Raw genomic sequence first — 18,400 nt, 5'->3', positions numbered from 1 at the left:
CACCGCACCCGGCCATCTCGTCAACCGAGGAGGGAAGGAAACGTCACGGAGAGGAGTTGTCCGGAAACCGACAGTGGTTTGCCCTGTTGTCCCGAGGTCTTCTCCCGTGCACCCCGGGACGGCCGGGTGCGGCGCCCGGTGCCGGCGGAGACGCCCGGTGGCCGCGCTGGTGGCCGCCCCGGACGATCCGTGGTGGGAGGCGCGGGCGCTGCACGCCAGGCCCTGCCCGGCCAAGGGCCGCATCAGCGTGTGAACGTACCCCCGGCCGCCCCATCCGAACAGCGGGCGGCCCGACGGCAACGACGACCAGGGCGACGCCGTCGACCCGCCGCAGCCGCCCCGGCCGGGCCGGACCGCGTTCGTGCGCGGGGCCGCCGACCCGAACGGCTCGACCAGCACCCTGTACTCCGATGTCCTCGGCGCGCTCGGCGTACTCAAGGTCGCGACCGCCGACCGGTTCCAGCGTTCGGCCGGCAGGACTACGGTACCGAGACCTGATCGTCCGGGCCCGCACCCAGCTCGGAGGCCCGATCGTGCTGGTCTGGGACAACCTCTCCGCCCATCTGATGCCACCGATGAAGGAGTTCATCACCGCGAGCAGCGATTGGCTCACGGTCTTCCAACTCCCTTCGTGTGCACCGGATTTCAATCCGCAGGAAGGGATCTGGGCGCTGATGAAACGAGGGATCGGCAACCTCGCCGTCGTCAACGTCGACCACCTGGCCAAGTCCGTCAAGCGACGCCTCGAGAAGATCCAGTACCGCCCCCATCTGATCGATGGCTGCCTTGCGGGCGTGGGTCCGATCATGGACGGTTGATCACGACCGGACCCGACATCACGCTTTAAAGTTCAGTGTTCTGACGTGCCGCCAGATGTGGTGATGGTTGTCTGCTTCGCGGTCCCGGCGGCTGGACCGCCAGATCGGGACGGGTGAGCTTCAGGCGGTCAAGGGTGTTCCGGACAGCGGCGCGCCATAATCCGCCAGATTCAGGAATGGCCCAGGCTTGCTTGTCGAGATCGGATTTGATGGTCCGGCGATTGTATGCCAACTGCGGGGACTGCCAGTGGAGGACGGCCCATGGGCGACACGGTAACGGTGAAACTGACCGTTGACGACGGGCGGTTGGACAATCCGTTCGGCACGCGAATCCAGGACGACGACCGCGACCCAGATGACCTGGACAAGCGGCTCCAGGGCGGCGTGCCGCTCGCCCGCCACCACATCGTGCCGTGCAACCGACTGATCCAGTTCTGGAATACCGTCATCAGGTTGGAGTACAACAAGCCGAAGTCTCCACTCCGGGGCGACCTGGTGGCTCTGGTGTCCGTCCTGTCCGTGCAATCCCGCTGCTACGAAGACCTCAGTTACCTCGCAGCTGACTTCGACAGCATCGACGCGTTCGCGGCGAACTTCAGAGACGGCTACCGGCACGGTGACGGCGCGCAGAGCCCGGACGGCCGAGACGATCTGGTGCGGCTCTTCGAGTGGCTGCCGGGGAACCTCTTCATCGGGCCGACAGGTGGCAGGCGCTATGACGACCCCCACGACGGCTTCGAGGGCACGTGCGCACTGGTTGTCGGAAGGGATGCTTTCCACCACCGTGACAAGGCCAACAAGCTCCTGACGAGGTACCTCGCGGATCCGGCGAATTTGCAGAAGACCGGGAGGAACTTCCTCAAGCTGCTGCGCAGCGCCCTGGTCCCGCCCACCGGCCTGTGGGCACTCAAGGCGGCCAACTGGCAACGGCAGGGCAAGCAGTCGGCCGCGTGCCGGTTCGGCATCCACGGCGCAGCGGCGCATTCCAGCGCGGCAGCCGCACTTCCCGGAGACGACCCCGTCACCCAGATCACCATCAACAACCGGACCCTGGACCTGGAGATCTGGTACCAGGAGGACGGCTGGACCCGAACACGCGGCAGTGCCCAGGACATTCCGATCGGCGACCTCCTCAACTACCTCGCCCAGAACTGGACGGGCAGCGACCTCCCGAAGGGTCTGGCGGACCTCACCCTGAGCAATCTGACGCTGGAGGTCCTGACCGGCCCCGACGGCTCGGAATGGACCTTCACCCTCGCCGCCCAGACGCAGCTCGGCGACGTGACCCCGGAGCTGCTGGTCGACATCCGCCGGTCCACCCTCGGCGACGGCGGCCCGCAGGAGGCCACCGTCACGGTGTCCGCGGCGGTCGGCGTCGACATCGGTGACGCCGGGTACCTCTGGTTCGACGGCGAGATCGCCCACACCTCGGGCGGCGGTTACACGGTCTCCGCGGCCTGGAACGCCGACGAGGACGAGACGGTCTCCCCGGCAGACCTGGCCGGGCCACTCGGCATCGACCTGACCGGCCTGCCGAGCGCCCTCCAGCCCGTCCTGACCTCGGCGGCCCTGCGCTTCGACACCGGAACCGGCACCCTGGTGCTCGCCGTCTCGACGGAGCACACCCGGTGCGTGCTCGCCGCGGTCCGCACCGGCGCGTCGGGGTACGCGTGGGCGGCCGCGCTGGAAGCGGTCGTTACGGCGAAGGCATCGGACCTGCCGCTCGTGGGGCGGCTGATCCCCGCGGAGGACGACATCCAGCTCGACGGTGCGACCGTCTCGGTCTGCGCCCGGCAGTTGACGCACGATCAGCTCGCCACGCTCAACGAGGCCATCGCGGCCACCGAGAGGGACGCCGCCACGCTGCCGCGCTTTCCGGACCCCGACGCCGGGTTGGATGAGGGGGCCGCACTCTCGGTACCCTACGAGATCGGCGGAGTGGCGCAGACCCCGCTGGTCGCAGCCTTCCCGACCTCATCATCGTCACCGACTCCGCGCGGGCCCGCCACGACGTCCGCCGGGCCGACCGCCTGGGTCCGGCTCGACCGGACGCTCGGCCCGCTCACCGTCACCCGACTCGGCCTGAGCTACCAGGACGGCACCGCCTGGGTGCTGGTCGATGCCTCCTTCACGGCCTCGGGTCTGCAGGTCGGCGCCGACGGGCTCGGGCTCGGGCTGCTCATCGACGCCGACATCTTCGAGGTGCGCACCCGGCTGGACGGACTGGGCGTGGCCTTCGACAGCCCGCCCGTGGAGCTGGCCGGGGCTCTGGTGGTGCGGCAGGACCCGCCGGCTCCGTACGACCTCCAGGTCGAGGGCGGGGTGATCATCAAGACACCGCCGGTCACCATCTCCGCGCTGGGCGGGTACTCCCACCAGAGCCACGGGTTCGCGTCGATGTTCGTCCTCGGGGGGCTGTCCCTGTCGGGTGAGGGATTCGGCCCACCGCCGTTCCGCGTCAAGGGACTCGTCGCGGGGTTCGGCTACAACAGCGACCTCAAGCTGCCCGCGCCGGACGCGGTGGACAGCTTCCCGCTGGTGACCCTGGTCAACGGCGACCAGTCCGACACCACCCCGCTGGAACTGCTGGAGCGGCTCGACCAGGACGGGTGGGTGAGCCCGCGCGCCGGGGAGGTCTGGGGCGTGCTCGGGCTGCGGTTCACCACCTTCGAACTGGTGGACTCGACGGCCCTGGCAGTGGTCGAGTTCGGAAACGACTTCACTATCGCGCTGCTGGGCGTGACGACGGCGTCCTTCCCGCCCGAGGGGTTTGCCTTCGCACGGATCCGGATCGACCTGGAGGCGCTGTACCAGTCCTCCCAGGGTCTGCTCGCGCTGACCGCCACCCTCACCCCGCAGTCGTACCTCATCGACCCCGCCTGCCGGTTGACGGGTGGCCTGGCCCTGCGGCTCTGGCTGGGCAGCAGTGGCCACGACGGGGACGCGGTCCTCACCATCGGCGGCTACCACCCCGCCTACCAGCGGCCCGCGTGGTACCCGGACGTGCCCCGGCTCGGCTACGGCTGGTCGGTGTCGGACGCCGTGTCGATCCGCGGTGAGGCGTACGCGGCGCTGACGCCGTCGGCCATCATGGCGGGCGCGTCGCTGAAGGTGAACTTCCACGCCGGTCCGGTGCGGGCCTGGCTCACCGCCTACCTCGACGCCCTGGTCCAGTGGGCACCGCTGTACTTCCGGGTCGACATCGGGGTCGACGTCGGCGTGTCGATCGACCTGTGGCTGTTCACCATCACCGTGGAACTCGGCGTCGACGTTCACCTGTGGGGGCCGCCGGTCGGGGGCGAGGCGGTCTTCCACGTCCTGTGGTTCCACATCGCGATCCCGTTCGGCTCCGACGGGCAGTGCGCCCCGCCGCCGCTGAACTGGGCGCAGTTCCTGTCCCGGCTGCCCGAGCCGGCGCAGGTGGTCCGGGTGAACGCCCTGCAGGGGCTGCTGCCTCTGGGGCCCGCCGCCACCGGAACGGCGGATCCGGCGGGGGCCGACTGGGCGGTGTCCGCGCACGGCTTCGCCTTCACCGTCTCCAGCGCCGTGCCCGCCTCGGCGCTCTTCGTCGCCGACACCTCCGTCACCGGCGCCGAGCAGCTGCTGAACATCCGTCCCATGGCCCGCGCCGGCCTGACCTCCCAACAGGTCCTGACCGTCCGGCGCGGCGAGGAGACCGTCGACATCCGCACCGACGGCTGGCTGGTCGAGCCCGTCACCACGGACGTTCCCAAGGCGCTGTGGGGCGAACCGGTCGACGGGGCCCCGCCGCTGCCCGAGGGCGGAAACGACGTGGTACCGGGCCAGTTGACCGGGCTCAAGGTCACCGTGCCGCCCGCTGTCCTCTCCGAACGCGAACTGACGGCGACGGAGCAGGCCCTGTCCGTCGAGGACCTGCCGGACGGCCCGCTGCCGATCGCCGACGACGCACCGGTGGGCCCCACGCCGCACGCGTGGCAGGCCGGCGATCCGAGCGTCGTGGGCATCGTCACCGCGGAGATCACCTCGGATGCCGTGACGGCCGCCCGCACCGAACTCACCACGGTGCTCGCGGCCCTGGGAGTCGGCGCCGGATACGACGACCCGCTCACCGGCTTCCAGTCGATGGCCGCGAACGACCTCGTCGCCGAACCCCTGCTCGTGTCCGCTCCGTCAGCGGCCTGATCTCCCGGGAGCCTCCGTGACCCGCCCGCACACGACCGACACGGCCGCCGACCGCCAGGTCATCCTGCGCGACTCCTACACCCCCGCCCTGGCCGGCGGGGCCTACACCATCGACGTCACCCACACCGTCGCCGACGGCGGCACCCCGCTGGGCGACCCGTTCGCCGCCACCCAGGGTTTCGAGGTCCGAGCCCCGCGCTTCTCCCTCACGCCGGACGCGATCCACAGCAGCACTCCGCCGGCCGGCGCCCGGGGATCCTTCGCCGACCTGCTGCCCCACCTCACCCTGGAGCGGGCGACGCTGCCCTGGGAGCAGCCGCTGGCCGACGACGGGGTGCCCGGCCCCTGGCTCGCCCTGCTGGTCTTCGCCCCGGACGAGCTGCCCGGCGACCCGGCGTGCGAGGGCCGGTACGCGACCACGACCGTGCGCGACCTGCTGAGTAATCCTCCCGTCGGCGTGCTGCCGCCGGCCATCGACCCGGCCTCGGCCGCGGCGGATGTGCTGGACGGCTCCTGCCGCTATCTCGACGTACCCGCCGAGGTGTTCACCGCCGTCGTGCCCCGACGGGCGGACCTGCCCTTCCTCGCCCATCTGCGCGATGTCGTCGACCCGGCCGCGTTCCGCGCCGCGCGGATGAGCGAGGAGCTCGACCCCGGGCGGTACGCCGTCGTGGTCGGCAACCGGTTCCCCACCGTCTCCGGGAGCTACGCCGTGCACCTGGTCTCTCTCGAAGGGTTCGCCGACCACCTCGACGGCAGCCGGCCGGCGCAGCCCACGGTGCGCATGGTGTCGTTGTGGTCGTGGTCGTTCCAGCACGACGCCCAGCAGACCGACGCCGACAGCGACTTCGCCACCCGGACGGCCGCGATCGCCGCGGCAGGCAGCCACGACCCCGCCGCCCTGACCCTGCGCCTGCCACCGCAGCAGGCACCCTCCCCGCCACCTCGCAGCGCCGCCGAACAGGAGGCCCTGGACCGGCTGTCCATGGGGTACGTCCCCGTCGCCCACCACACGCTGTCCGGCGAACGCACCCACGCCTGGTACCGGGGACCGCTCACGCCCGAGGTCCCGCAGGCCATCACCCCGGCGCCCGACGTCATCAGCAGCGCGGACCAAGCCCTCGTCTACGTCCGTGAGTCCGGCGTCTTCGACGTCAGCTACTCCAGTGCCTGGACCCTGGGCCAGGCCCTCGCGCTCGCCAACCCCGACACGGCGGCCACGCTCAACCGCATCCGCCACGAGCTGCGGGCCGCTGGCGCCCGGCTGCTGCGCCCAGCCGCACCGGGGCCCGGGCAGTCGGCAAGCGACCGCTTCCACCAGTTGCTGGCCGAGGGGTGGGGCGACCGACTCACGGCCGCCCTGGCCGGGCCACCCGGACCAGCTCGCGCCGCGGCACCGCCCGCTCCGCGGCCACACCCCGCTGCGCCCGGCTCGCCGGCGCAGGCGGACCTGGACGCCCTGGTCACCCCGCTGCTGGCCGAGTACGCCGGTCCGCTGTCCGCGGCGACCGACCCGGTGACCCTGCTCTCCGCGCTGCCGTTCGACGCCCTGGTCACGGACGCCCGCATGCTGCCCCCGGAGAGCCTGCGCTTCTTCCACGTCGACCCCGCCTGGCTCCAGGCCCTCACCGACGGCCTGCTGAGCACCGGCCTGGTCACCGGTCTGGACGCCCGCCTGCAAGCTCGGCTGCGCGGCGTGCTCGCCGCCGACCGGGCCGACACCCCGCAGCCGCAGGCCGGCTTCCTGCTGCGCTCCCGCCTGGTGCGGGACATGCCCGCCCTGATCGCCGAGGCCCAGGACGCCGACGGAACGGTCATCCCGCTGCTGCTGCGCGGCAACCCGGCGCCCGACATCCTGTTCTGCCTGCTCCCGCAGGTGCCCGCGACCGTCTCCCTGGCCGAACCCCAGCACGGGCTCTCCTTCGGCATCGACCCCGGGGACGCCATCGGCCTGCGGTACCTCACCACCGGGAACGGGCACCAGACCGGCGCCACCATCACCGGCGAGCAGCTGACGGACATCAGCAGCTTCCTGCGCCCCGGCGGCGTGCTCACCATCGCGGCCGACGGTTCCGCCGCCGCGCTCGCCCCGGCCCTGGCGGACCGACTCGCCACCCTGGGAGAACTGCCCTCGGCCGCGGACTACGGTCCGGTCGACCACGCCCTCCAACTGCTCAACTCCCCCTACCGGATCACCTTCCGCCACCCCCAAGGACCCCAGCGATGACCGGCCCGCTCCTGGTACCCGTCGAGGTCGAGGCCCTCCTCGTCAACGACCACGTGCGCAACAACGAGCCCTTCCAGCGATGGCAGGCCGACTTCTACAACAACCTCGACGACCACCATGACCCGGAGCCCGCCCCGTTCGAGAGCGTCGACGACTTCGCGAGCGATCCTTCCAACAACGGCGTCTACCTCCAGTGGCAACTTCCCCAGGCGCTGCGCTCCGGCTACCTCGACCCGGTCTCCAGTGCGACGGTGTTCCCCCTGGTCCCCAACCGCTGGCTGGTCACGCGCTCGCTGCGCCTGCCGGGCCAAGGAGACGCGGCGCCCGAGGTCACCGGCTGGATCGTCGACGGCGACTTCAACGACCAGGGGAGCGGAGACGGCACCGCTCCCTACCTCGATCCGACGGCCACCGCTCCGGCACCGGCGTGGATCGGCCGCTCCTGGGACCTCGCCCAGGGGCCCTGGCAGGAGCCGAGCGGGCGGACGATGTTCCTGACCGCCGTCGGCTGCGGCCTCGCCTCCTTCTCCACCTACCAGCCGTACAACGAGAACGTCCTCTCCTTCCACGACCTCCTCGACGGCGTGCCCGAGCAGGCGGAGTTGAGCTACTCGGTCATCGGCTGGTACTCCGACCAGGACATCCTCGCCGCCGGCGATCTCCAGGCCCGGCTCGCCGAACTCGGCTGGAGCGCAGACCAGTCGCTGACCGCCGTGAGCCGATCGCTCTACACCGGCCAGGCCCTCGGCCTGTCCTGGGACAACCGGGCCGACGCCAACCCGCCGGACTCCGACCGCCCGGCCGACTTCACCGTGGATGCGGCCATCGGCCATACCACCGCCGACGCCATGAGCGCCCTGCCCACCACGGACGACCCCGCCGAGCACCAGCTCTGGACGGCCCTGCAATACGGCCTGCTCGATGAACTCGACGTCAGTCAGGCGGCGTTCGACCAGGCCACGCACGCCGCGTGGTTCGGCCCGGCCCCGCCGCAGTACCAGTGGGCGATCACCGATCGCGCACCCGGGCCCGGCGGCAGCGCAGTGCCGGCGGACGAATCCTGGCTCGCTCAACTCAACGCCGACCAACGCGACTACGACACCAAACTCGGCCAACTCACCGAACTGCAGAAGCGCTTGTACGGCCTGTGGTGGCTGGCCGGCCTCCCGGACAACGAGACCACCCCGGACTTCCGCACCGGCTACCCGGCGCTCAGGGACGACCTGGCCCAGAAGATCGCGGCCCTGCAAGGCGAGGTGGCCGGCTTGAGTGCCCAACTCCCGAGCGGATCAACGCGCGATGCTCTCCAGCAGAGCATCGCGGCCTACGCGGCGGCGCACGGCATCGTTGACAACCGCGAGCTCAAGCGCACCGTCTGCCCGCCGTTCTTCCACACCCCCGACCCCGCCATCGTGCTGCGCAACACCGGCAACAGTCGGCGCATCACCCGTGACACCGACCTGCCCTGCCGGACCCCCGGGCAGCTGGTGACCACCGTGACCATCGCCGGCACGCCGGTCACCGCTCCCGCCGACCCGCCCACCCCCGACCTCACCGGCCTCCCCGAAACCGCTGCCCTGACCGCACTGCTGGCCGAGCACTACCTGCTCGGCCGAGCAGCCGCCTCGCCCGCGACCGACCAGGACCAGTACGTCAGTGCCCTCGCCGAGGACCTGACCGACCCCGCCCATCTGATCGTCGGCACGGTGGCCGAATTCACCGAGTCGTGGCGCCAGCCCTGGATGCCGCTGTACCTGGTGTGGGAGATCGGCATCCACCGACTGCCCTACCGCACCGGAACCAGCGCCGGCGACGCCACCGACAACTGGGCCTTCGACGGCACCCGTTACCGCTGGCAGGGCACCGACCCGGCACCGCAGCCGGCCACCGTCCGGGGACGCAGCATCCTGACCGCCCTGCCGCCCTTCAACGCCGCCGCCCGCCTCGCACAGCACGCCTCCCGCCACCCGGACGCTCCCGCCGCCGTCAATCGGCTGCGCGAAGCCGTCGCGGGCCTCGACCTCGTCTCGCAGACCCTCGACGGGATCAACAACTGGTTCCTGCAACGGCGGAGCAGCATCCGACTGCCCGCCGGGGACGACGTGGCCGTCCTCGCCGGATCGCCCCGCACGCCGGTTCCCGCCCCCGGTGATCCCGACCAGGTCGACGCCCACTTCCAGCCGGTCCGGGCCGGCCAGTTCTTCCTCCGCAACGTCATGCTGGTCGACAACTTCGGCCGCGCCTGCGCCGTCACCACCACTCAGGACCAGCAGTTCGAACAGTGCCGCCCCTACAAGGCCGTCAGCGTCACCCCGGACGACGGAAAGATCGCGGCCGACACCCCGCCGGCATGCTGCTTCACCGAACTCCCGCCGCGGCTGCTCCAACCCGCCCGCCTCGACTTCACCCTGGCTCCCGAGACCCGGGCGGTGTGCGGCTGGCTGCTGGCCACCCACCTGAACCGCGCCGACCGCGCCCTGCTGGTGTACGGCGAGGACGGCGCCGCCCTCGGCGAACTCCGGTTCGTCATCACCCCGGACCACGACCGGGCCGTCGCCTGGCACCCCCTGCCCGGCTCCGCCCACCCCGACCTGGACGACCCCGACTTCGCCGCCGCCTACCCCGAACTCACCGCCTTCCTCAAGGCATTGCGTGACCGGGGGGCTCCCGCCTTCACGAGCCTGCTCGACGTCCTGGACGACGTCCTGAGCACCCGGGCGGCACCGGCGGGAGTCCATACCGAGCACTCGCTGACCGAACTGGCCGGCCGTCCGCTCGCCCTGCTCCGGGCCCGGCTGCGCTTCGAACTCTCCAGCGGCCTGCTCGCCTGCGGCAGCTGGGACCGCATCCTGTCCCCGGCGACCCGCGACTACCTCCAGGACCCCTGGAACATTCGCCTCGGCGACCCCGACCTCCCCACCGACGGACTCGTCGGCTTCTTCACCGGAGACGACTACGGTGTCCTCCACACCCACGGCAACCCCCCGCAGCCCGACCCGTACCTGAACCCCATCACCGGTGCGGAGCTGCGCCTGCCCACCAGCCTGGCCGGCGACGACGAATCCGCCGAGAACTCCGCCCGGATCACCCTGATCGCCGACCCCTGGCTCGCCGTTCACGCCATCACCGACATCCTGCCGAGCACCGCCCTCCAACTGCCCGACGACACCGTCCGCACCGCCCTGTCCCGGTTGCGCGTCGCCTTCCGGATGGACAGCCTGCCCGCCTCGGAACAGGCGGACCGGCTGGTCATGCCCACCCCTGCGGCCTGGCAGGGGACCTGGAGCTGGTCCCAGCGGTCCCGCCCCGCGGCCGGCGACGCCCGGGAGGCGGACGCTCCCGGCTGGGACACCTTCCCGCTGACCGCCGCCTCCTCGGCGGCCCGACTGCCCCATCCCACACCCGCCGCGCGCAGCGGATACCTCCAGCTCGCCGACGACCTGACCGACCGCCAACGGAGCCAGTCATGAGCCCCCTTCCCGAAATCGCCGCCGACTTCACGATCGACGACTTCACTCCCGATTGTTCATCCGTCGAGCACGGCGCGACCGTCACGCTGACCTGGAAGTGCACCGTCGGCCCGGACTACACCATCCACTACGGCGAGGACGAGCAGGTGGCGGTGAACGACCGCGTCGACGGGGACGGCAACGGCTCCTGGACGTCCCCCGCCCTCACCACGACCACCGCCTTCCTGATCTCCGGCGCCAGCACCATCGCCGGGCAGCCCGTCGTGCACACCCGCAGCACCGCCGTCATCGTGGCCACTCCCGACATGAACGTCGGCAACCTCTCGGTCAACGGCACGGCAGCTCTGATGGGAACCGTCCAGACGATCGAACCCGCGGACAAGTACACCGCGGGCACCGACGGTTTCCTGCACGGGTACGTCAAGACCACCGACGACACCTGCCCGGCCTTCCTGAGCGTCACCATCACCCCGCCGGGCCAGGGCAGCCCGGCCACCATCTCCGTGACCTCCAACTCCGCCGCGGGCGGCGTGAGCAACCAGGACGGACGCATCCTCGCCCCCGTGCCCGGCGGATCGACCGTCCACATCAGCGTCCAGTGCGACGCCGAGCACTCGCAGCAGTTGCTGTGGGTACCGCTCGGTGCCGGAACGCTGAGCTGAGCGACCCGTTCATCGACACCTGATCAGGAGCCACCCATGCCGCCTTCTCCGTACATCGTCAGCGCTTACAACGCACCGTCCGCCACTGGGGGAGGGACCGCCGGCTACTTCACCAGCAAGCGCGGCGACCTGGTGTACGACTGGGCCGGCAACACCGGCGTCCGGGGGCACCAGCCCGATGCATTCTCCAGCCTTCCCACCGGGTTCGCGGCCCGCCCGATCGTGCTGCCGCAGTCGGGCAGCACCACGGAGGCATTCTTCTTCGCCGGCAACCAGGTCGTGCTCTACGACTGGAGCCGGCAGGCGGTCGTCGGCAAAGTCACCGACATCACCAACAAGTTCAGCTACCTCCCTTTCGTCGAGGGCATCGACGCCGTCCTTCCGGCAGTCGGCGGGGACGACTACGTCTGCTTCTTCCGGGGCGGCCAGTGCGCCGTGTACGACGTGACCGGCGACAGCCAGGTCTCGGGCCCCCAGGCGATCTCGGCCTACTGGCAGGGCGCGGATCCGGCCTTCGACACGTCGGGGGTGTCTGCGGCGCTCCACCACCCGGGCGAGGACCGCGCCTTCCTCTTCGTCGACAACCGCTTCCAGGAGTTCACGCCCAGCACGGGCAAGGCCGTCGGAGCCCTGCGGAAGGTGTCCGACGGGCCGTGGAACGGGATCACGCTGCTCTCCCACGGGACGGTCTACGTGGGAACGAACAAGACGCTGGCCGTCGTGGACGTCGACTCCGGCGTGGTGGTCCGCCATGACGACGTCACCTGCGACGCGAAGATGCTGGTCGCCGCGAATCCGGGATTCGACCACCTGGTGTTCGGGGACAGCGACCTGGTGAGCAATCCGTCCAGTGTGGACAACCCCTGTGTGTCGGGTCAGCCGTGGTGCGGAAACGTCCTCGCTGTCTCCTATCCCGCCGACGACCGGGTCTACGCCATCGACAGCGACGCCCAGCTCAACGGGCCGGTGGGAATCCTGCAGTTCTACCCGGACAAGGATGGAGCGCTCCTCCGGGAGAACACCGTGCATGTCGACCCCGGCGACCTGTCGGTCGAAGGCGCAGGACTCAGTGGAAACGCTGCGTGCTTCGTTGTCGAAGATGAGGAGGGAAAGGTCTACGTCGATGGAGTCGACGCGTCCGCGGGGGGCACCCTGAGCGCATCGACGCCACTCAAGGGCAGGACGATCAACGGCCCCATCGGGTTCATTCCGTACGACAATGGAGGAGATTGCGGGTGTGTCATTGCAGGTGATGGCTATATTGCCTACGTAGATTCAGACGGCGGCCGCTCCGAGGAGGTCGGCTCCCTCAAGCAGTGCTTCGGCGGCTGCTTCAGCGAGAATTCGCGACTCGTCTATGGGCTGACCTACGACTCGACGACGATCGTGTTCGACCTCTTGGATCCCACTGGGTCGATGCGGACCATCAAGCGACTGGGCTACCACGTTGCGGTCAATCCCCAGGAAACGGCCATCTACCTCGTCCAGGACGGCCGGATCATCGCGGTCGACCCGGAATCCGGCGACATCCTCGGCGATCCGATCGCCGTCCCCGGTGCGGGTCAGGACGGTTTCATCCTCATGCGCCCCTGGGGCGGTGGCCAGTGACCGAATCCTCGCTCACCTACACCGTCCAGCCTGATCCCGACCCCTTGCAGATCAGCGGCGACTCGGCGACGGTGACCATCACCGTCGCCAACAACTCACAGCAGACGGTGCCTTGTGGCTCCTTCACGTTCACGCTGCCCATCGGATCCGGCGCGGAGGATCTCACGGAGAACCCCGACGGCATCGGGGAGATCAAGCCCAGCAACTGGACGTTCTCCCAGCAACCCGCCAGCAGCGGTGTCTTCGTGGCGAAGCCGTCGAGCCCGAAGGCCAAGATGATCCATCCGGGCGACATCCTGACCTTCACCCTGAACTCCATCGTGGTGAACGCGACCGTCGGAACCTGCGAGCTGACGATCGCGGAGGGCACCGATCCGGCACCCCCCGACCAGCGGATCCCCCTCGACAAGGTGCCGGCGGGAGTGGAGTTCACCGACTTCGCTCCCAAGCGCGAGACGGTCGCGCGCGGCAGTGCCGCCTCGCTGATCTGGAAGGCGACCAACCCACCGCCGCAAGGAGTGTCGTACACCCTGCAGTACGGCGCCGCGGAGCAGGTGGTCGTGGACAACCTCGAAGCCTGGGACTCGCCCCCGCTCTACCAGGACACCGAGTTCATCCTCCGCCTCAACGCCACCCGGGACGGCCAGCAGGTGGAGCACAGCCTCATCGCCCTGGTCACCGTCACCGAACCGGACCTCTACGCCAACGACCTGTCCGTGAGCGGTACCGCGCAGGGGCTCAGCGCGCCGCAGACCCTCCTGACCGGCACCGAGAAGCCGCCGGAGAGCTACCTGGCCGAGACGGACGGCCTGGTGTCGGGCTGGATCCACACGACCGACGGCGACGTCCCGGCAACCCTGAGCGTCAAGGTCACTCCGCCCCAGGGACCTGCCTTCACCACGAGCGTCGAGTCGTACAGCGATCCTGACACCGAGTACCAGACCAGGGAATGCCTCTACGTTCCCGTCCCCAAGGGCTCCAAGGTCGAGATCAGAAGCAGGAGCGACACCGGCGAACTGAACGCCCTCGTCCAGTGGTCCTCCTGGGGAGCAGGAAGGCTCGTGGCGCAGCCGTAGTACCACGGGACCCTGGCTTCAAACGCGCTCTCAACCCTTGACAGCCGTCGGTACCAGTGAGGTCTCCTCGCCGGCAACGGAACCCAATCCGTGAGTGTCATGAATCCCGATAGTCCCCGGGCGAGTTGGTGCAGTTCGGTGAGCTGCCCCGACTTTCGTGGAGTCCGCGATCGTGTGATCAAGAGACTTGCGGGTGTTGCTCCGGCTCGTCCAGTACGCCTGCTCGTACTCGTCGGGCGGAATGTAGTCGAGGGCGGAGTGGAGGCGCTCGCTGTTGTACCACGCGATCCGCTGGAAGACGGCCCGCTCGACCTCGTCGAAGTCCCGCCACGGCCCCTGGTGTTCGATCAGTTCGGCCTTGAACGTGTCGTTCAGGGCCTCGGCCATCGCGTTGTCGTACGAGTCCGCGACGGACCCGACGGATGCCGACGCGCCGACCTCGACCGGTCGCTCCGTGTTAGCGACGATCAATTGAATCCGCCCTGCGACCCGCGGTCGCTGTGGTGGATGAGGCCGGCGCCACTCGGGCAGCCAGTCGTCCAGCGACGGCGGCAGCAGGACCTGGTACGGGTCGAACGTCCTGAACCGCTTGTCCACCGCCGCCGGACGGCTCTGTGGCTGCTTCTTCTCGACCGGCTCGAGTTGGTCGGAGAGCCGGCGTGTGCGCCGCTGGTAGCGTTCGAGTAGGCCGGGGACCTGCTCGCGGAACGTCTGCCGCGGGCAGCCCAGGACCGGGCACACCATGCGCCGCACCCGAACCGAGGCCACGACCCGACGCCCGTCCACCGGCACATCCGCGACCACCCGCCCGTGGAAGTCGTGCACCTGCCCCGTCGGCTGCCCGCACACCGGGCACGGCACCGCATCATCCCTGGTGCTCGGACCGTGACTCCAACATCACCGGAACCGGCACTCCCGACCGATCGGAAGGCCGTCGACCTGCAGGACGCCGCGGGGTGACGCAGGCCCCGTCGGCAGCCGGGACGGACCCGTGCTCGTCATGACGTCACCGCCGACGACCTGGTGAGGGAGCACCGGCACGCGGAGGGCGGACATCGGCCGACAGCACCCGCTCTCCGCGGAGTTCCACGAGCCCGTCCCGATACACCTCGCCGATCCGCTCCGGTCCGCTCACCCTCCGGGGCGCCGCCCAGACGATGACCGACGCCACCAGCGCCCGGCCGATCCGCACCCCCGACACCCTGAGCCGTGCCTCACAACAATGGCCGGGTCCCCACGTCCGTCGACGTGGGGACCCGGCCACCAGCGCATCGGTGGACACCCGCTGACCCGGCCCCGACCTGGGGTGTGGGTGCGGGGGTGTGTGTGGCGCCCCGCCGGCCGGCGTGAGGTGTGGGCCGGCCGGCGGAGGAGGGTGATCAGGCCTGCGAGCGGCGGCGGGAGGCGACGACCGCGCCGGCGCCCAGCACGACGGCCGCGCCGGCGGCGGCGCCGAGCTGCCCGAGCGGGGCGGTCGTGCCGGTGGCGGCCAGCGAGCCGCCGGCGGCGCTCCGGCCGTCCGTGGTGGCGGTGGTCGTCGTCGCGGTGGTCGTCGTGCCGCCGGCGGCCGAGGCGGGGGCGACCGTGGCGTCGGAGGCCACGGTGGTGACCGCCTGGGTGGTGCCGGAGCCGCCCCGCGAGGTGTCCTTGGCGGTCTCGGCAGTGGTCTTCGCGGCGGCCTCGTCCTTGGCCCGGGCGGTGAACTGGCCCTCCTTCAGGAAGGCCCGGACGTCCGCGGTGCCGCCGTCGAGCGCGGCGAGGCCGGCCTTGCGGACCTCGGGCCCCCCGGCCTCGACGAGCTGCGAGACGTGGATCCGGTCATCGCTCGCCCGCAGCGGCTCCAGCTGCGTCTTCAGGAAGTTCTCGACGTCCGCCGCGCTGCCGGCGAGCGCCTTCTCGGCCGCCTCCCGGACGTGGCGGCCGGTGCCCGCGTCGGCGAGGACGTCCTGGACCTTGGCGCGGTTCTCGTCCTCCGCCCGGGCGACGTACTGGCCGGTCTTCAGGAAGGCGCGGACGTCCTGGATGGTGCCGGACATCGCGGCGTTGGCGGCCTTCTTCACCGCGGGGCCGCCGCGGGACATGATCTGGCTGAGCAGGACCCGGTCGTCGTGCTCGGCGGCCGTCTTCAGCCCCGTGTCGAGGAAGCGCTCGACCTCCGCGGCGGTTCCCGCCAGTGCCGCCTGGGCGCCCTCGCGCACACCCGGTCCGGTGTTCGGGTCGTCGAGGAGCTGCTGCAGCTTGGCGCGGTTCTCGTCCTCGGCCCGGGCCGTGTACTGGCCGACGTTCAGGTAGGCGCGGAACACGTCGAGGTCGTTCGAGCCGAACGCGGTGTTGGCGGCCTTCTTGACGGCCGGGCCGGCGGCGTTCATGGTCCGCAGGATCGCGATCCGCGCGTCGTCCCGGCGGATCCTGTCCGCCTCCACCGCGAGGAAGCGCGCCCGGTCCGCGGGGGTGCCGGCGAGGGCCTGGCCCGCGTGCTCGCGCAGGTAGTCGCTCGGAGCCGTGAGCAGGTAGTCGTTCGGGTAGACGAGCAGCCTCTCGATCGCCGCCCGGTTCTCCTCGTCCGCCTTGGTCTCGGCCGGGTCGGTCTGCTCCTGCCCCGTCGGGACGGTGCCGGCGAACGCCGGGGCGGCGCCCACGGCGACGGGCGCGGCGGCCGCGGTGAGGAGGACGGCAGCGAGCGAATGACGGATCTTCAACGGTACCCCGGGATCTGAAACACGGATGAGCTCGTCGCGGCTTCGCGACGGTCGGCCGGGTGATCGTATAGCAACGGTACCCCCCGCTGGCGAACACATTTCCGTCACGTCCCACGCTTCGGCTTCGTCGCGTATTGCCTGGTCACACCAGCCGGGAGAACTGTCCGATCGGCACGGTCGGTGCGGCCGGGGCCGGCGGGTTCTCAGTGCAGTCGGCCGAACCAGCGCACGATGGCGGCGGTGCCGGCGACGTTGGAGCCGAGGTGTCTGGAACCCGCGAAGTCGGGGGTGCCGAGGTCGACGACCGCCGCGTTCACGCCGTGCGATCGCAGCGTGGCCTCGCAGTGGTCGGTGTTGGCATTGGCCGCCTGCTCGTCCGCGTCGGCCGTGTACAGGCGGACCGGGACGCGTGGTGCCCAGTCGCAGGTGCTGTCGGCCACCCGAAGTGCCTTGGCCAGTCGGCCGGTTGGGTGGCGCAGCAGCTCGAAGCCGGGTGGGGTGAGCAGTGCGTCGATGGTGTCGGGTGTGCTGGCGAAGAGTTGCGGGCCGGTGTGTGAACCGTCGAACAGCGCCTCGACCGTGCTGTCGTACGGGGCCTGGAAGACCTCGTCGGGGGAGTCGTAGAGATGGTGCAGCCGGTTCCAGGCGACGAGGAGGTATGCCGAGTACAGCACACCTGATTTCCGGTCGAGAGAGCCGTCGAGCAGCGCCGGCAGCTCGGCACGCCGGAAGTCGTAGGCGCCGCTGACCGGCGCGACGGCTTGGAGCCGGAACCACCGGTCGTCGCCGGCCTGGAGCGCCCGTGCGAGCCCCATCGCCGCCGAGGCGCCCTGGGAGAACCCGGTGACCAGCACGTCGTGTCCCAGTACCCGGCCCGCACGCGGGACGAAGGCGCGGGCTGCCCGGAGCATGTCCAGCGAGGCGGTGGTCTCCGACGGCACGTCCATCCAGGGGTGGAGCCCGGGGCCGGAGCCCAGACCGATGTAGTCCGGGGCGACGGCGGCGAACCCGGCGGACGCGTATGTGATGGCGGGTGAGGACGCGAACCCGGCCTTGGCCGTGGAGGACGGGGCGTCGTACCGGTAACTGGTCGTGCCGTGGGTGAACGACACCGCCCGCAACTCGTGTTCGCCGCCACGGGGCAGCACCAGCAGCCCGCTGGCGCTGATCGGCCGGCCGCCGGGGTCCACGGTGCGGTACACCAGCCGGTAGGCGTCCACTCCGAACCGGACTGCACCCACGTCGTACCCGGCGGCCGCCAGCGCCGCGGCGACGTCCTCCTTCGCGGCCAGGGTGGTCGTCCGCTGAACGGAAACCAGCCGCCCGCGATCGCTTCGCTGCCCCGTGTCCGCCGAGGCGGCTCCCGTCGACACGGTCGCGGCAGCCAGGACGGCCAGGACCGTCCCGACGCTCAGCCGGCGAAGCCCGGTCCGTAACATGCCCGCGACGTAGGTGGATTTCATGCCGCCGACGCTACGCACGCTCACCCCCGTGCCACAGCCCGGCCAGCAGGCGTATCCGTCCTGTGGCTAGCCCCACCGCGACACCGAAGAGCTCGACCGCGAGGCCCGCGCCCTCTTCGACCGCCCCTGCGACGAACTCGTCGGACCGAACGGTGCCGGACCGGACGGTGCCGGACCGGACGGTGCCGGACCGGACGGAATTCCCCGGACACC

At 70.8% G+C, this 18,400-nt stretch carries 9 protein-coding genes and 2 pseudogenes; 7 read left to right on the top strand and 4 right to left on the bottom strand.

What is annotated here, in order from left to right; genetic code table 11:
• Positions 1 to 485: 485 nt before the first annotated feature.
• The 7 genes and pseudogenes from ABT015_RS11770 to ABT015_RS11740 form a co-directional block, all read left to right on the top strand.
• A pseudogene (locus ABT015_RS11770) lies at positions 486 to 818 on the top strand (transposase); the annotation flags it as partial.
• Positions 819 to 1,079: 261 nt separating this feature from the next.
• On the top strand, positions 1,080 to 4,982 hold the full coding sequence (locus tag ABT015_RS11765; RefSeq protein WP_350878607.1) for a DUF6603 domain-containing protein: 3,903 nt from the start codon (positions 1,080 to 1,082) through the stop codon (positions 4,980 to 4,982).
• 16 nt (positions 4,983 to 4,998) lie between these two features.
• Positions 4,999 to 7,209: a hypothetical protein gene (locus ABT015_RS11760; protein WP_350878606.1), complete on the top strand. Its 2,211-nt coding sequence runs from the start codon at positions 4,999 to 5,001 to the stop codon at positions 7,207 to 7,209.
• Complete coding sequence (locus ABT015_RS11755) at positions 7,206 to 10,679, top strand: hypothetical protein (RefSeq protein WP_350878604.1); 3,474 nt, start codon at positions 7,206 to 7,208, stop codon at positions 10,677 to 10,679. Before ABT015_RS11760 ends, ABT015_RS11755 begins: the two co-directional genes overlap by 4 nt.
• Complete coding sequence (locus ABT015_RS11750; RefSeq protein ID WP_350878603.1) at positions 10,676 to 11,341, top strand: hypothetical protein; 666 nt, start codon at positions 10,676 to 10,678, stop codon at positions 11,339 to 11,341. The genes ABT015_RS11755 and ABT015_RS11750 overlap by 4 nt, the downstream gene beginning before the upstream one ends.
• A 36-nt stretch (positions 11,342 to 11,377) precedes the next feature.
• Positions 11,378 to 12,949 carry a hypothetical protein gene (locus ABT015_RS11745; protein ID WP_350878602.1) on the top strand — a complete coding sequence of 524 codons (1,572 nt, stop codon included), beginning with the start codon at positions 11,378 to 11,380 and terminating at the stop codon, positions 12,947 to 12,949.
• On the top strand, positions 12,946 to 14,025 hold the full coding sequence (locus ABT015_RS11740) for a hypothetical protein (protein WP_350878601.1): 1,080 nt from the start codon (positions 12,946 to 12,948) through the stop codon (positions 14,023 to 14,025). The genes ABT015_RS11745 and ABT015_RS11740 overlap by 4 nt, the downstream gene beginning before the upstream one ends.
• Positions 14,026 to 14,055: 30 nt before the next feature.
• Here ABT015_RS11740 and ABT015_RS11735 read toward each other — a convergent pair whose 3' ends face one another.
• The 4 genes and pseudogenes from ABT015_RS11735 to ABT015_RS11720 all read right to left on the bottom strand — a co-directional run bounded on the left by ABT015_RS11735 (position 14,056) and on the right by ABT015_RS11720 (position 18,187).
• Complete coding sequence (locus tag ABT015_RS11735; RefSeq protein WP_502897290.1) at positions 14,056 to 14,412, bottom strand: integrase core domain-containing protein; 357 nt, start codon at positions 14,410 to 14,412, stop codon at positions 14,056 to 14,058.
• A 234-nt stretch (positions 14,413 to 14,646) separates the two neighbouring features.
• Positions 14,647 to 14,901 (bottom strand): annotated as a pseudogene (locus ABT015_RS11730) (transposase family protein); the annotation flags it as partial.
• 503 nt (positions 14,902 to 15,404) lie between these two features.
• Positions 15,405 to 16,724, bottom strand: coding sequence for an ALF repeat-containing protein (locus tag ABT015_RS11725; protein WP_350878600.1), 1,320 nt, complete (start codon positions 16,722 to 16,724; stop codon positions 15,405 to 15,407).
• Positions 16,725 to 16,927: 203 nt separating this feature from the next.
• The gene (locus ABT015_RS11720) at positions 16,928 to 18,187 is read right to left on the bottom strand and encodes an acetylxylan esterase family protein (RefSeq protein WP_350878598.1); all 1,260 of its coding nucleotides are present in this window, start codon (positions 18,185 to 18,187) and stop codon (positions 16,928 to 16,930) included.
• Positions 18,188 to 18,400: the final 213 nt, after the last annotated feature.

It is taken from the genome of Kitasatospora sp. NPDC094016 (assembly GCF_040304045.1).
Taxonomy (GTDB): Bacteria; Actinomycetota; Actinomycetes; order Streptomycetales; family Streptomycetaceae; genus Kitasatospora.
Note: the sequence above shows the minus strand (reverse complement) of the source record. Positions and strands in the feature narration are given on the sequence as shown.

Bases quoted from the DNA above. Each gene is read 5' to 3' on its own strand.
- ABT015_RS11765 (WP_350878607.1), top strand. From the start codon at position 1,080: ATGGGCGACACGGTAACGGTGAAACTGACCGTTGACGACGGGCGGTTG.
- ABT015_RS11755 (WP_350878604.1), top strand. From the start codon at position 7,206: ATGACCGGCCCGCTCCTGGTACCCGTCGAGGTCGAGGCCCTCCTCGTC.
- ABT015_RS11750 (WP_350878603.1), top strand. From the start codon at position 10,676: ATGAGCCCCCTTCCCGAAATCGCCGCCGACTTCACGATCGACGACTTC.
- ABT015_RS11745 (WP_350878602.1), top strand. From the start codon at position 11,378: ATGCCGCCTTCTCCGTACATCGTCAGCGCTTACAACGCACCGTCCGCC.
- ABT015_RS11735 (WP_502897290.1), bottom strand. From the start codon at position 14,412: ATGGCCGAGGCCCTGAACGACACGTTCAAGGCCGAACTGATCGAACAC.
- ABT015_RS11720 (WP_350878598.1), bottom strand. From the start codon at position 18,187: ATGAAATCCACCTACGTCGCGGGCATGTTACGGACCGGGCTTCGCCGG.